General features: G+C 36.6%; 13 protein-coding genes and 2 pseudogenes. 1 reads left to right on the plus strand and 14 read right to left on the minus strand.

Features of this window, described 5'->3' with window-relative positions; translation table 11 throughout:
• The 12 genes and pseudogenes from PAN06_RS08780 to PAN06_RS08835 all read right to left on the minus strand — a co-directional run.
• Positions 1-541, minus strand: a 541-nt coding sequence (locus PAN06_RS08780; protein WP_269796102.1) for a T7SS effector LXG polymorphic toxin, incomplete at its 3' end; no start/stop codon positions are given.
• Between the two features lie 9 nt (positions 542-550).
• Positions 551-835 carry a TIGR04197 family type VII secretion effector gene (locus PAN06_RS08785; RefSeq protein ID WP_269796103.1) on the minus strand — a complete coding sequence of 95 codons (285 nt, stop codon included), beginning with the start codon at positions 833-835 and terminating at the stop codon, positions 551-553.
• A gap of 4 nt (positions 836-839) precedes the next feature.
• A complete protein-coding gene (locus PAN06_RS08790) occupies positions 840-1,274 on the minus strand; it encodes a DUF5082 family protein (protein WP_120769975.1) in 435 nt (144 codons plus the stop codon).
• Positions 1,275-1,277: 3 nt separating this feature from the next.
• The gene (locus tag PAN06_RS08795) at positions 1,278-1,607 is read right to left on the minus strand and encodes a DUF4176 domain-containing protein (RefSeq protein WP_049486988.1); all 330 of its coding nucleotides are present in this window, start codon (positions 1,605-1,607) and stop codon (positions 1,278-1,280) included.
• Positions 1,608-1,618: 11 nt separating this feature from the next.
• Entirely contained in the window at positions 1,619-5,995 is a 4,377-nt protein-coding gene (gene essC, locus PAN06_RS08800; RefSeq protein WP_269796104.1) for a type VII secretion protein EssC, read from the minus strand.
• A 9-nt stretch (positions 5,996-6,004) separates the two neighbouring features.
• Entirely contained in the window at positions 6,005-7,159 is a 1,155-nt protein-coding gene (essB, locus tag PAN06_RS08805; RefSeq protein ID WP_042750269.1) for a type VII secretion protein EssB, read from the minus strand.
• Between the two features lie 14 nt (positions 7,160-7,173).
• Complete coding sequence (locus tag PAN06_RS08810) at positions 7,174-7,416, minus strand: type VII secretion protein (protein WP_125453220.1); 243 nt, start codon at positions 7,414-7,416, stop codon at positions 7,174-7,176.
• A gap of 123 nt (positions 7,417-7,539) precedes the next feature.
• Entirely contained in the window at positions 7,540-8,001 is a 462-nt protein-coding gene (gene essA / locus PAN06_RS08815; RefSeq protein ID WP_004261567.1) for a type VII secretion protein EssA, read from the minus strand.
• Position 8,002: 1 nt separating this feature from the next.
• The gene (gene esaA, locus PAN06_RS08820) at positions 8,003-11,248 is read right to left on the minus strand and encodes a type VII secretion protein EsaA (RefSeq protein ID WP_269796105.1); all 3,246 of its coding nucleotides are present in this window, start codon (positions 11,246-11,248) and stop codon (positions 8,003-8,005) included.
• A 62-nt stretch (positions 11,249-11,310) separates the two neighbouring features.
• Positions 11,311-11,607, minus strand: coding sequence for a WXG100 family type VII secretion target (locus PAN06_RS08825; RefSeq protein WP_004261570.1), 297 nt, complete (start codon positions 11,605-11,607; stop codon positions 11,311-11,313).
• Between the two features lie 312 nt (positions 11,608-11,919).
• Positions 11,920-12,576: a CBS domain-containing protein gene (locus PAN06_RS08830; protein WP_042750276.1), complete on the minus strand. Its 657-nt coding sequence runs from the start codon at positions 12,574-12,576 to the stop codon at positions 11,920-11,922.
• Between the two features lie 360 nt (positions 12,577-12,936).
• Positions 12,937-13,395 (minus strand): annotated as a pseudogene (locus PAN06_RS08835) (ABC transporter ATP-binding protein); the annotation flags it as partial.
• Here PAN06_RS08835 and PAN06_RS08840 point away from each other — a divergent pair.
• Positions 13,390-13,566: pseudogene (locus tag PAN06_RS08840) on the plus strand (IS3 family transposase); the annotation flags it as partial. The pseudogenes PAN06_RS08835 and PAN06_RS08840 overlap by 6 nt on opposite strands.
• A 47-nt stretch (positions 13,567-13,613) precedes the next feature.
• On the opposite strand, the gene PAN06_RS08845 reads toward PAN06_RS08840, so the two are convergent.
• Complete coding sequence (locus tag PAN06_RS08845) at positions 13,614-15,041, minus strand: cytosine permease (RefSeq protein ID WP_004261582.1); 1,428 nt, start codon at positions 15,039-15,041, stop codon at positions 13,614-13,616.
• A 468-nt stretch (positions 15,042-15,509) separates the two neighbouring features.
• Positions 15,510-16,051: cytosine permease (locus tag PAN06_RS08850; protein ID WP_269796106.1), on the minus strand; the 542-nt coding region annotated here is incomplete at its 5' end.

Here is a 16,051-nt window from a genome sequence, read left to right on the forward strand (position 1 = left end):
ACAAGAGTTCCTTAAAGGCAACCAAATCCTGACTCGCATGATTACTTTCATACTGGATGATCGAGTTGTCCAAGTTCTTGACCTGATTCATGAGAAAGTTATAGTTCATGACCGTACTGGTATGACTACTTCCTGAATAGCTTACCAAGTCTGAAACCTTGTCCTTGGTCGTGTTCAAGAGTTCAATCTCACTCTTTAGATTGTCACGTGAACTCTTTAAATCACTATGAAGGGTTGTAAACACCTGACCCGGTAACTTTGCATGATTGCTTGAATCAATTTGATAGTAGCCATCCTTGTACAGTAGGAGGTTAGTTGAGTAGTCATTCATCAGATTGACCAGAGTTTGAAGAAGAGTCCCATGCACCTCTACTAGGTAATTGCGCATACTCGAGATGGCCTGACCTTGGAGATTTTGATTGTTGATGAAGTCGCTCATAGCCTTATTTAGACTAGCGATGGCCTCTTCCCAAGCATTCATCGTCTTTTGACTCTCCACTTGAACAGAGGTAATATCATCAAATTTTATCTTGTAACTCATAGAACCTCCCTACTGCAAGCCAGAAAACAGTGTTTGTCCCAATACAGTATCTGTACGGGCCAATTCTTTTCCTGTAGCGGACATCAAGGCGATGTCTGTTCCCAATAAGGACGTATAGCTCGTCATCAACTGATAGAGCTCATTGAATTGTTCCTGATACAAATCGATCACCTTGGATTCCGATGTCGTGTTAAAGTTTGGCTTACTCACTCCAGCCAAACTAGCCTGAGCCTTGGTCAAACTACTGATGTGCGCGTTAAACAGAACCTCAGATAATTGAATCGTTCCATACATGACCTTACCCCTCCTTCGTATGTAGTAGCTTCTCGATGAAATTTCCCAGATTGTTAATCTGACTTTGGCACCAACCAATAATGCCATGTTCTTCATTTTTTTGGTTTTCCAACCTAGTGATTTCATCACAGATGGCATCATAGAAGGTATTCATCTCCGTTTGAAAACTCGTGTAGTCACTAGAGAAGGTTTCCCACTGCTTGGTGAAATCATCCTTTTGTTTGCCTTGCCATTCTGGCTGAATATTTCGGTGCATGATGGGATACTTGATATTGTGAACATTTTGTTGGATTTCCCCTACAGACTTCTTGGCCGTACGAAGACGTTCCAATTTTTCATCGATGGAAGTAATCCGTGATTGGGCGGAGGAGATGCTGGCGGAGTAGGCATTCACTCTACCTTGAAGATAATAGATTTGATCATAGTCTATTTGCCCCATGTATTAGCCTCCTAGTTCATTTACTTCATTCAACTCAGCAACATTCCCTTTAGGAATATCTGTTGTAGAGACAACCGAAGCAATATGTTCTAACATAAGCTCATTATCATCATCGCTATAGCCCTCTTGAACAACCTTAAAAACATCTTCATGATTAAAGTAGATAAGGCTATCTCCTACCATTCCTTCTGGATAGAGACAGGCTCCGTAATCAAAACGGTAGAGATCTCCTTTGACAGGTGCTGCAATCACACGAGCAATGATGAGCATCTTTTTAGTACTTCCCTTTAAAACAATAACACTGCCTAGTGGTAATAATTTAGTATCTGACATAAATAACCTCTCTAAATTTCTAATAATTGAACGGATTCATAATGATCTGGATAAAGAATATAACCCTGGTTCGGTTTCAGTGCCGGCTCATTTGTGATGTAAGGATAGCGAGTATGATCTTGATCACTGATACGTACACCGAGAAAGACTTGTTCTACTAGCTGATTAACTAGTTTGACAAAATTATCGTAATTGTTCGCTACTAGATCTTGGTAGGCGCCTATAAAGAGCAAGGTTACTCCATACTGAGCTCCTTCACTAAGGAGTTGCTTGAAGTCCAGTTCACTCACTCCAGCCGCCATAGCCGTCGCAGCAATATCAGGTATCAAAATTAACCATTTTGGATAGTCCTGACTCGGAGACGCAACCCGTTTCTTAAAGTCTTCTAATATCGTCTTCATGACATTATCAACCTCTAAAGAAGTATTAAATCGTTGAATACCATCAAAGAACTGATTGTTAATACGCTGACTAGGATCTAAAATAACAGTATTATACACTCCTGATAAACGGTTTAGGTGATATTCTAGTAATTTATAGTAATTCGTTACAAAAGCAGGACTGTCTGAGGCTATAAGAATAGGTCGTTTAAAACTAAAGGATGCTGGAACAACGGCTTCTCTTTCGAGCCCCAAGATAAAGTCTTGACTGCTTTCTAAGATTTCTGACATCACCTCTTTGGTTACCTTTTCTGGTAACATTGGGATACCTGCAGGAAGTGGGCCATCGTATGCCACAGCCATTGCTTCTTGTTCTGCACGAACTTCCTTTATGTAATCCGTATAATGTTCACTGCTGTATGGCAACATCACTTGGAATTGGACAATATCATCCAATTTAGCTATGGCACGGCCTTTAATTTCATCGAGTGGAATATTTGAACGTCCTAATACACCTGATAAGTCACTGGTATCAAATAAGAAGAGAGAAATCTTGGTCTTAAAGTTCGATTGTAGCTGTAGACGCATCGCATTGAGACGAGAAAGTGTCACAACCAGATAGATTCCTAGAGAGGCACCATCTCGAGAAATGACATTTAAAGTATCATAAAAGGCATCGACAAATGGGGCATCCATTACACTATCAAAACCATCTATCTCTATGAAAATAGTTGGAAAACTCTCATCTGACAACTGATTGTATTGCCTTAGATTTGTGGCTCTTGCTTGCGAAAGAGCATGTTTCCGAGTTTTTATCTCTCTATTCAAGAATCGAAGGGATTTCATGATTTTCTCAGTTTCATCCAAGGTGAAATAATCTGCAACATGAGGAAAATCTGAAATAGAGATTAAGCCACTGGTACCAAAATCATAGAGGTAGAAATGGACCTGTTCTGGTGTGTGCTTACGAATCACATCCATCGCAAAGTTCTGTAGAAAAGTGGACTTACCGAATCCTGGACTAGAAACCAACAAAATATGACCTCTTTGTTCCATATTGAAGTAAAGGGGAGATTGTTCCTGTCTTTCTGGAATATCTTGATACCCAATTAAAATAGGTTGCAATGCCTCTGAACGTCCCCAATAATCCTTGTAGTTAGTCGATTGTGTATCTTTAGCATATATCTTCTCTTCAAGTGGTGGCAACCAAGGACTGGCTACCTGATGAATATGAAGACCATCAAAGACTTCACGGGCTTTTTCTACAATGGCGTCTAATTCTGTTGGAACAGCCTTTGCTTCTTTTTTATTGACTAAACCACTCAAATCTTTATTAATGGCATTGTATTGACCATTACTTGTAATCTCATACACAGTTGTGTTTTTTTGAACATGATTTCGTCCTTCTGGATTATAATCCGCACCTGACCAAGCGCTTTGGAATAGCTCATAGATTTCATTGTTTCCGACTTGAAGATAGGCTCTACCTGTCTGGGTGATTTCTGCGGCATCAGATGTTTTGATTACTTCTCTAGAATCTGCAGCATCCTGTACTTTAAGGGCTATTTTAAACTTAGAGTTCGACCAAATTTGATCGTTGACAACCCCACTAGGTTTTTGGGTTGCTAAAATTAATTTAACCCCCAATGATCGACCAATACGAGCTGTAGAGACTAATTCATCCATGAAATCAGGTTGATTCGCCTTCAACTCTGCAAACTCATCACTAATGATTAATAGATGTGGTAATGGTTCTTTGACCTTCCCTTCCTTGAAGAGTTTCATATACTGGTTGATATGATTGACATCATTTTCTGCAAAAATACGCTGACGCTTCTTAAGTTCAGCTTTGATAGATACCAGAGCTCGATTGGCCTGGTTGCCATCCAAGTTTGTAATCGTACCAACAACATGAGGTAGGTCTGCAAAGAGATTAGCCATCCCTCCACCTTTATAGTCAATCAAGAGGAAAGCAACCTCATACGGATGGTAGTTCACAGCTAAAGATAGAATGTAGGACTGAATAAGCTCAGACTTCCCTGACCCCGTAGTACCAGCAATCAATCCATGAGGCCCATGCGCCTTCTCATGGATGTTTAGATAAAGAATATCATCTCTACCTCGAACTCCTAGAGGAACAGCCATTGTTTGGAAAGTTTCATTGTCTTGCCATCGTTTTAAAAGTTCTAGTTCCTCTACCTTATTGACTCCATACATCTCTAGGAAGGTAATACTATTCGGAATCGAATTACGCAAAGTCTGAACATGATGAATACCCGCAAGATTTCTCGCAAAATTTTCCTTTTCCGATAAACTTACAGGAGGAAGAGGCGTAATTTCTTTATTTGTATAATTGCCATCCTGAAGTAATACTGTACCTTTTTTATCTCCTCGATAGTCAACAACTGTCTTAACGTGTTCTGGTAGACTCTCAAGTACTTCTTCTACGAATACATAATGAATCCCTAAATGGGATAAATCTTCATTGATGTACTCCATAATGTTGTGATCCAACATCAGACTTAAATCTGTAAGAAAGAGAATATAATGAGGGCTGTATTGCTTTTCTTTCCCTTTATCCTGCTCACTATCTAACTTTCTATCTTTAATAACTTGATAGAGCGACGTTAATAGTTGATCTCGAGTACGTTGATTGTAAACAAAACCACGGCTATTTAGTGCTTTTATTTTCGTATGAGGTAGCCATCGACTCCAATTCCATAACTCAAACTCTTCCTCTCGGAAAATTGGAATAAACTGTAAATCATGGTAACTTTGAAAAGTCGCTAATTGCATCATCATCTGTTGAACTTGTTCAATCACTATTTGCCGTGTTCCGATATAGCCCGTAGGATTTGTTAATGTATGTGTAATAGGTACCTGCTTAGTCACACGATAGTAGGAAAGTAGTTCTTGAATTTTTTGGTTAGCAGCTACATTATATTTTGTTAATTCAGAATCTGAATACTCAATAGAAAAACTAGAATTAACTTCACCCAAACCCAAACGATAAGACAGAAAATCAAAATGATAAAGTGTCTTTTCGTAAATACGTCTATCCGTTTTTTCTACCATTTCTAAAATCTGATCCATGCCAGGGAAATGATACACCAAAGCCTTAACTTGTTCTTTACGTAAGTTAGCTAATTGTGAATACTTGGTTTCCAAGTATTTCATATACTCAACAATTTTCTGTTCTTGAAGTTCCTTATGTGATTTTTTATCAGAAAAATAAGTATGAATGGAAGTCCCAATAGTAATGACAGACATCCCCATCATCATGAACATCATGCCACCACTACGTGTGAAGTAAATCGTTAGTATCGTAAAGACAATCATCGCCAAAGGGGTAATAATCAATCTTAGTAACGATTGTTTGTTGCCTTCATCATCTGTTGGTGCCGAAGCAATCGTTACTGTATCCTCGGGTTCTCTCAGAATAATCCGTGGAGAGCGATGAAATTCTTTTGAACGATCCTCGACCATTACTTCAGAAAAAGGCAGTAAGCTCGTCTCAATAGAAAATAGTGAATGAATCGATAAGATTTGTTTTTGAACGGATAAAGCTAGACCTTGTTCAAAAACAAGTTGGTCCATATCTTGAATATTTTGCGTCCCTTTTCTTCTTTCACCATTAAGATAATATGGACTAGCACTATAAATCGTCTTATTTGTCCCATCAAAGCTCAAAATGATTTCTATAGGAAAATCAACTAAGCGAATAGTCGCTTCTTTCTTATCTGATAAATATAGTATTTTTTCGGGAAGAAGGTAATACTCGGTGTTTTTAATAATCAATAAGGATACACTTATATCTTCAGCTATGGAAACCAAATGATACCCATAAGAATAAGTCTCTCCGAGCAGTTCAACTCCCGTTTCCTTGACTTCCAACACCACATTTTCAAGAATAGGAAGATAGATATTAGAAGCTATAGAAGGCCCCAGTTGATAGGTATTCCCTGTATAGAGTGGATAAACATTGTCTTCAAAAAATAAATAATTCATAGACCACTCCTATCTTGACTCTGTTGAAGTTGAAGTCGTATTCGACTTATTCGTCTCTGGTGTTAGGTAGTTTTTCTTCAATTCTTCCAATTTACTCTTATAATTGTTTAGTTGCTCAGTACGTTGTTCAGATGTGAGGTTAGGGTTTCTCTGAACTTCATCAACCTTTTTGGTAAGACCATACATCAATAATTGTGGGTCATCTAAGTAACTTGCAATATCTATAGCTTCATCAACTTTCGACTGCCCAATTAAAACCCAGTAACGAAGATAGTCTGTACTTGATTGAGTTGATATTTTGGATAGCTCTGTCTTTTGCGTTTCTGTTAAAGGCTCTGTTTTAATGACGGAATAAGCCACCATATAAGCATCATCTTGACTAAGTGATTTAGAATCTGTATTTTTAACAGTAGATACAACCGAAGAATAATCTTGGTTTACAAAAGCCAAACGTAAACCTGAAATCATTTGTTGATTAGGCATAGCGAACAATGCAAAGTAAAACACTCCAACAATTGATAGCACTCCAATAAATGATGCAATAATGGTAGTCCACTTCAACCGCGAAACAAGTTTATTAGGAACACGTGAAAATTTTTCTTTATTTTGTTCCTTTTCTTCTAAGTATTTTTCTAGTAGTAAGGCTAAGATTTCATCCAAATTTTCAGACTTCATGATGGTCTCACAAAACAGTTTTCCTTTATAAAATGGCGACTGTCCCTCCACTAATTTTTCATAACTTACCTTTTTATCTAATAGAGATACTATCATAGCTTTAAAGTTAACTGTAAACGCCTCTAGCTTCAATGCATCATAGGGAGGCACTTGCCCTTTAACACCACGAAAAATGAATAGAGGGTTCCCATTTCGTGAAAACACTAAATTACTAGGTGATAATTCATAAGTATAAATTGAATCCTTCAGCGAGTTAAATAATTGACCAACATTGATCAGATGACGTAATTTTTCTTCCTCAATCATCGTAGTCAGCTTATCCCAAGAATAATATTCATCAGTCAATAGACTTTCAATCGTTAGTTTACCTTCTTCCTCAATAACATTTTGATTCACAAAATAAGGTTGTATTGCTGTTAATAAAGCATAAGCTATTTCACGATTTCCCTTGATATCTCCAACTACTAATTCAATTTTTTGAACTTCCATACCTGACTCCCTTACTATATTCTTTCCAGGTTTAATAAAACTCCGTCTTTCACTAATACTAGACTGCTCGTACTAGCAAGAATTTCTCCTGACTGTTGATTTCTTACACTTGGATTCATTACCTTAATTCCAATACCATAAGTATCTGAGACGATTTGTATCAATTCTTTAATCGTTAACTCAGTAGGGACCCTTAAATCTAATATTTTAGATAAAAAAGGCGAACAATCCAGACTAATATTAATGTACTCTTCCATATAAAACTCCTAAATCTATTATGCTATGCCTATTATATCACGCAAAACATGAATATTAAAGAACTTTCTATTTATAAAAAGAGATACATTTTGTATCTCCCTTTATGTATTTTTCTATCGACTTTATTGTTTAGCTATATGTAACTTTTTATAAAAGAGCGAGTAAATTGTGACAATCATCCCTAGTATAAACAATAAAATTGCAGTCCAAGAAACAGGAGACTTTACATTTTTAAGTGAAACAGTCTTTTTATCACTGTGGTTGATTTGAATCTGATTGGTAAATAAAGCAGACTGATACTCATTAACGATATTCTCCGATTCCACTTTAGTGCTAAATAAGTTTGTTTTAACTAATTGATACTTTTCTTTATCCAATTTTTTAGTTGTATCAATCAATTTATATGTCTCAGGATGAAATAACTTTGTCAAATTACTCTCCTGTTCAAAGTACTGAATCTCTGTTTTCTTGGTATTCTTATCTAAAGACGTATCTATTTGCAAAGATCCATCGTTTGCAAAAGCAACACTACCTTTTGTAAAAATTGAAAACAATAGAAAGATAAAGACAATATTTTTTTTCATATTACTTGCTATCCTTAACTTGGCGATACAAGAAAATATTTACAAGTCCCAAAGCAATTGTTAGAACAACAATTACCATTACTGACTGAACAACTCCGTTTTGCTGATTAATGAATGATCTCACTACACCTTCAAGATATGTTAACGGAGAAAGAGTTGTTAAAATAGGAGCTGGATTCACATAATATTCATCAAATAATTGAGTTGCTGAAATGATATAAAGCAGTAATAGACTTATGCTTATCAAAAATCCAAGACTTTTTAGTTTATCAAGAAGGATATTCAGACTATATGTCATCATTAGACTCACCAAGACAAGAAGCATTACAAACCAGCTCAATTGACCTACAGAGAAAGCAAGTTTAACTCCAGAAACAATCGCAATTATAGAACCAACAGCTACTGAAATCACACTTAGGAAGAACATTGGTCCAGAAGAATTTCTCCATGACAAACGGTCCTTCAAACTGATTAACCTTTGCAATTCTTCTTTATCTGCATGTTGGAAAAGATAGGCAACAACTAGGCTAACAAGATAGCTGATTAAGATAACAAGGAGTCCTGATCTCTCATCTTGACGATTCGTCTGTGACGGTCTATTGGTCGCAGCTGATACGACATTCCCAATTTTAGAAGCATCAACAGGATTCGACAAATATTCATAGACTGCATCATTTTTGGTATTACCCGTTCTAGTATTGCTCAAAACAGTAGAAAAGTTTTTAAGGAATTCTTCGTTTGAGCCATATTCACTAGACATGATATTTTTCAATTCAGAAACGCGTGCACTTAATGATTTTCCGTCTTTTTCCAATGTATTAACATCATTCGTCAACTGAGTCATAGTAGCTTGTATCGTCTCAGAAACAGCTTGGTTTGCTTTTGTATTGTCCATCAAGGTTCTACTAGCTGACATCAGTGTACCTAGGTCCCTGTTCATATCCATACTAACATCAACCATACTAGTATTATCTACTTTTTCTGTTACAACAAAACTAGGCTTATCTTTAATTGTTTGATCCACTAATTCGGTCTGTTCAATTAACTTTCTTAACTGAGTTATTAGATTATTGGTTGTTGTTCTCAGCTGTTCAATGTTAGAGGTTAATTTCTCAGCATTGGCTAATCGAGACTGAATATCCGTCAATTTTTTATCAGAAATCTTCAAATCTGATTTTAGAGCTTCTACTGTAGTTGCTTTGATTAGATTGGTCACAATAGTCTTGAGGTCATCATTATTTGCTAAGGCAGCAAGAGAACTTTCTGCCGGAACAAACGTAGTGTCTGTGTACGTATTTTTAGATAAATCTAAGCCGTAATACGCAGTAACAATTCCTGATAACTGTAGATACGCCTCAACATCTTTATAAACCGCTTGAGTTAGCTTGGTAGGATTGTACTCCCAGTTAGAAATAATGTCTTGCATCTCATAATGACGATTCAAAACTTTTTTTTCTGTTTGATTTATCTTAGTAGTCGTGATGGTCTTCGTAATTGTGATAATTTCTGTTGGTTTCTGCACATCAGACGTAGAGGAACTTGACGTTACAGAAGTAGCTGGACTAACAGGCGCAGCATGAACTGTCTCATTCTCTATTTTATCTTTATCTTTTTCTACATAAGGGGCATCTTCCTTTATAACTTTTACATCTTCTGTCGTATCTAATTGATACTTAACAAGCACAGGTGATAAGACATTGAGATCATTTTCATTCTTGATTCCTAGTGTGTATGAAATAGTCATACCTGGAGATGCTTCACTAGGGATAGATACCTGATAACTCCCTCCTCCAAGATCAGAAAATCCATAGTTTGATTCTTTAAGATAGTATCCGCTTGGTACTGTTAACGTTAATTTTGAAATTTTCCCTTCAAATGAAGGCAATGTTAGATCACGTTTTGTTGTGCTCTTAGATTTAATGTCATTCTTTAACTGAGAGAACTCTTCATTTTCAAGTGTTGTAGATTGCAAAGTTGGCAAATCTTTCCCTATCTTCTTACTATACCACCTTATAAAAGCACTAATATTTTTCAAATGTTGTTTATCAGCATCTGACAAAGAGAGATTATTTATAGTTGCATCATCGTAGTATACACTTGGCCATTTACTAGTAATTTGATTTTGCATACTAGTATTTAACGACTTGATATAACTTCCAAGAGTTTTATTAGCTCCATCTACCACTGAGGGGTTTTTAGCCAAGGAAGACTCTACTGCTTCTCTAATCTTTGTATCATAATTTGATAAGGTATTATCAATTTCCTTGTTATTATTCTTCAAGCTTTCGAGAAGTTTTGCGATATCTTGATTATAGGAAGAAGCCGTATCAGTAGTTTCTTTCCAAATAGCTGGCTCTGATAACTTCTCAGTAACTTGAGTGTTTATAGCAGATAATTGATTTAATTGTTCCTTAACTGATAATTTAGAAAATTTATTATCATAGTTGGCCAAAGACTTTTCTCTATCATCCAAGGAAGTATTCCATTTTTTTTGTTGCTTATCTATTCCATTTATTGTTCCCTCATATGTCTTATTAACAGAATCAATTGATTTAAAGGCATCATTTGTATTTAACAGGGTCTTGTTAAATGACGAATACGATGATAAGAGATTATTCGGTGATGAACCCAACCCATTAAACTGTTGACCATATTGAGCAAGAGGATCCACTAACTTATTATTAAAAGAAGTCAGTGACTCATGTTCATTTGTAACTACATCTGCAACCTGGCCTTGTGCTGTTTTCAAATTCCCGATAATACTAGTGAAATAAATATTAATCAAATCCTTATTAAAGAGCTCTTTGAAAGCTACTACAGCTTGTTCAGCCTGTTTGACAGTCAGTTGGTCACTTGATTGAATTTGATATTGAAACTTCGCCTGAACAGGGGAAGTTGATTCGATTGCTAAAGCTTCTTCTGAAAATTTACTTGGCAAGACTATCATCAACTGATAAGTCTCATTTTTTAGACCGCTTTCAGCGATTGACCTAGAAACAACTTCCACTTTGTAATTATTTTTAGCTATGAACGAATTTACTAAAGTATTCGCAATGTTAATCGGTTGTCCATTATATACCTTACCCGTATCTTCATTAACAATAGCTACTTTAATAGGGGCTTGTTGCACCGAGGAATCTGAGTTCGTTCGGCTGATAGGTGTTGGTTTTACAATTGCAAAGAAGGATACTATCATTGTCACAAATAACAGTAGCATCCCTAAGCTAAATAAAACTTTCTTTCTCACATTTTCTCCTTAATTAAATATAGTAAAAAAGTTGAGGATTTCTCCTCAACCTCAACTTTAGATTATTGAAGACCAAAGTTTCTAGATAAGTCTTGGTCATTTTGTTGCATCGCTTGAGCAGTCTTATCAAGTTGTGTATTGATTTGTTGCATTAAATCAGCAAAGTTTTCAACCTTTGGTTTCAATTCAGAGAATTGTTGATCAAAGCCTTGGAACGCAGCACCTTCCCATTCCGAACGCAAGGTATCTTGCAAGCGTTGAAGATTGCTCAAAATAACTCTGATATCGTTTGCAGCTTTTCCATATTCACGTGCACGTGATTGGAGGGTTTCTGGAGATACACGAATTTGTCCTGACATATTTTTACTCCTATGTTTTTTGTTTTATTATAACATTATTTCATATATGAATCAAGGATTTTTGGAAAAAAATTTATAGTATTAATCCATAATTAAAGTCATATAGAATACAATAAATAGTTACTTATAAAATACAGCATAATTTTTTCGATTTATTACTTCTGTCAATATTTAGAAAATTTAAAAATCTTTAAATTTTAAATTACCTTTACTCTAAATCAAAAGGTAATATTTCAGATTTTCATTCATTTCTTTCCATCTTTTGCTCTAATCCCTTATTACACGTAAAAAGAAGCCTTTCGGCTTCCTTTCTTACAAGACTTTTGCTGAAGTACGAGTAATTTCTTCTACTTGAATATTCTCTGATTCAAATTTTTCTTTCAAGGCTGGTAAATCAATTGATCCATCGATTTGAACTTCTATAATCACCTTACCATCTTTACGCGGAATATTGACTGTATGCGAGATATTCAACTTTTCTTCTACAATCAAAGAAATAATTTTTCCAAGAACGCCAATTTCGTTTTCCGTAACAAAGCGCACACGAATTCCTTCCTCACCATAACCAGCAATTTCAAGAAAGGCTTGGAAAACATCACGGTCCGTAATAACCCCATAGACTTGATGGTTATCTACTACAGGAAGAATACCAATCTTATTTTTCAACATCAGATAAGTTGCATCCTCTAGACTCGCATAGCCTGAAACAGTGACAACTTCGCGAATCATCACATCTTTTACTTTTGTCTTATTTAGAAGATAGTTCATCTCATAGATAGAAAGACTGGTTGCTTTGGATGGACTAGCTTGCGCAATGGTTCCTTCAGTTACCAAACCAACTAATTGATCATTTTCGATAACAGGCAAGCGATGCAACCCTTGCTCTCTCATCAAATCTGCTGCATGAGATACTGTTGTATCTGGACTAATATACACTACCTTACGGGTCATAAAATCTTTAACTGCCATGAGACTTCTCCTTTTCTGTTCTTATCCCTATTATACAATCTTTTTGTAAATCTATCAAACGCTTACATTTCTTTTTCAAAATTCAGAAAAGTATGAATAAGCTAGCAAAAAGAGCTCTGAAATCGAGCTCTGTGAATGAAGGGTAGACACACTTCATTCTGTTCCATTTCAATGATTAGAAGCTAACCTTCCAGTGCAGATGAGAATTGCTTTGCAATCTCAATATGCAGACTAAAATAATCCCCTGGATTTGATGACTGCTTCGCAATCTCTATTCACCGACTAAAAAGGTCCCCCGGACTATAATGATGATTGCTTCGCAATCTTCATTTGCAACCTAAACTAGTCTCCCAGACTAGTTTAGCCACCCAGATATGCTTTTCTGACTTCTTCTGATGAAGCGAGTTCTTTTCCTGTTCCTGATAGAACGATTTTCCCTGTTTCCAGTACATAGCCTCGGTCAGAGATAGCGAGTGCTTTATTAGCATTTTGTTCAATCAAGAGGACAGTTGTTCCTTGCTTCTGGATATCTTGAATGATATCAAAAATCTCTTGGATAAAGATTGGGGCAAGTCCCATTGATGGTTCATCTAAAAGAAGAAGTTTTGGTGTTGACATAAGAGCGCGTCCCATGGCAAGCATTTGTTGTTCTCCTCCTGAAAGAGTGGCTGCGTCCTGGTTCTTGCGTTCTTCAAGACGTGGGAAGCGTGAAAAGACCTTCTTCAAGTTAGCTTGATTTTCTTCACGGTTTTTCTTTAAGAAAGCTCCCATTTCTAGATTTTCCATAACAGTCAAGCCAGGGAAGACGTGGCGTCCTTCTTCGGCATTTTGAAATCGGAAATATTTTATGGCTATAAGAAGATGTTTACGTCTCTTAAGCAATTAGAACAAGCTATTGTAGACTACATTGATTACTACAATAATAAACGAATTAATGTAAAACTAAAAGGACTTAGTCCTGTGCAATACAGAACTAAATCCTTTCAATAATTATTTTTCCAACTTTTTGGGGTAGTACACAACGTTCTCTCTTAAACTTAAATCTTAACGGAATCTTTATCCTTGAGCATATAGCGTTTTAAACGAGTTAAGCTAGCTAACCAGTACAATAGACCTCCAAAAATTGCAGTGAAGCCACTACCAGTTGTGAGCAGGAACATAGGACTCTGGATGTGCTTTGTTACAGGGTTATAAACAAATAGTACTGCAACTAACAAGGAAATGATTACACAAGATAATCCTACCAGATTAAAGCCATTTGTAAACTCATAAGCTTTATGTCCCTCAAGGAAATAGGCTGAACGCAAATCGAGTTTTCGTTTTCTCAAGATAAAGTAGTCGACAACGATCATTCCGATAATGGGTCCTTGAATATAAGCGGCTAGTGAGATGAAGGAACCGAAGTACTCTTCCACTCCTCCCCAAATTGTAAGTAGGCTCACGTATACCATCGCAATCCAAACCATTAGTTTATAGCTTACTTTGGGCATCCCACTTTTTACAATCATACAGTTCACGTATGATCCTGTCCCTTGGGTTCCAATATTGGCAAATGCTACTAGTAGTAAACTTAAAAGGGCAAAGGCAGGTGTGCTTAGAGTTGAAAGCATCGTCGTAGGGTCACTTTCATAGACACCTGTTTTGACAAACATGGCTAGAGCCATGACTCCACCTGTCGCAGCAAAGAATGGAGCAACAACCCCATATGACAAGGCTGTAGCCCAATAGCCACTGCGTTCTGATTTTGCCAAACGTGGTAAGACAAAGGCTTGTGTAGACCAAGAAAAGGCTACGGCCACATTTCCTTCCCCTGACATCATAAAACGTTCAATCGGTGTCAAATTTTCTTGGATGGCAGGTTGGACATTCATAATATCGCTAATCGGAACCGCAACAAAACAGATTCCAACGATGATTAGCCCAACAAATAACAAGGCAACCACCAGAAAGCGATTAGTACCTTTAATCACATCTGGGCCCCCAAGAGCAATCAGCGTTCCAAGGAGAACACAGAGGGTGCCTAGAATCGGTGCCCATACTCCCTTGTCTAAACCAAGCCCAAAATTATTTGCCAAATGAATCATGGAGCTGGCAAAAAGATCAGCGGTAACGGCGTACCAACCAAAATTCGCCAGACTAATCACGGTTGATAGAATGGCCACCCCTTTTTTACCTAGAACGGCTCTCAACCAAATCCATAAATCAATTCCATATTTAACAGCAAACAAAATAGGGAGACATTCAATAAAGACCCAGATAATGTTAAAACTAAAAATATTAATCAACATTTGATTAAAGGTTAAATATTGAGCCACATAGGCTCCTTGGGTATAACACCAGGTTGCGATGGCAAAACCACTTGTCGATAGGAAGAGATCCCAGAAAGAATACTGACGATCCTTGTTGGTCATGGGAACGATTCCCGTTATGGTCTCCTGTTGAATGAAGTCATTCATCTTGGACATTTTATTGAATACCTCCTGTCATGGCTAAGATAATCAGAATATGATTGACTATCATATCAATTACTTATGTAAAATAAACTTTTAAGAAAGGGGAGATAAATACACATAGATTAAGGCTTTCATTTTTATAGTCATTTTTTAGTTTCTCCTACAACTAATTGTTCAAGTTCAATACCAATTCTTATTTTGTCATTCCTCCGACTAAAAATTAATTTTAGTTGACCATACTGCCCACTATAATGGTACCAAATACAGAGAAACTTTCCTAATGGATTCACTTAAAATAATCCTCACAAAAGAGTGATAGTATGATGTTCCAAACACCTGAGCTAGATAGCTGTATTTCGTTTTCACGTTTGGAATTTCTTCTACAGAAATTTCAAATACCTGTTCAGCCTATTCTACCGTATCAATAAAGATTTTCTAAATTCTCTAGTAAGAGGGACGTTTCTAATCAATCCTCTATTCTTAAATCGTAACGGAATCTCGATCCTTGATCATATAGAGTTTTAAAGGAGTTAAGCTAGCTAACCAGTACAATAGACCTCCAAAAATCGCAGTAAAACCACTACCAGTTGTGATTAAAAAGATTGAACTTTGAATTTGTGCAGTTACAGGGTTATAAACAAATAGTACCGCAACTAACAAAGAAATGATTACACAAGATAATCCTACCAGATTAAAGCCATTTGTAAACTCATAAGCTTTATGTCCCTCAAGGAAATAGGCTGAACGCAAATCGAGTTTTCGTTTTCTCAAGATAAAGTAGTCGACAACGATCATTCCGATAATGGGTCCTTGAATATAGGCGGCTAGGGAGATGAAGGAACCGAAGTACTCTTCCACTCCTCCCCAAATTGTAAGTAGGCTCACGTATACCATGGCAATCCAAACCATTAGTTTATAGCTTACTTTGGGCATCCCACTTTTTACAATCATACAGTTCACGTATGATCCCGTCCCTTGGGTTCCAATATTTGCAAAAGCTACTAGTAGTAAACTTAAAAGGG

It is taken from the genome of Streptococcus sp. SM3, from assembly GCF_027497875.1.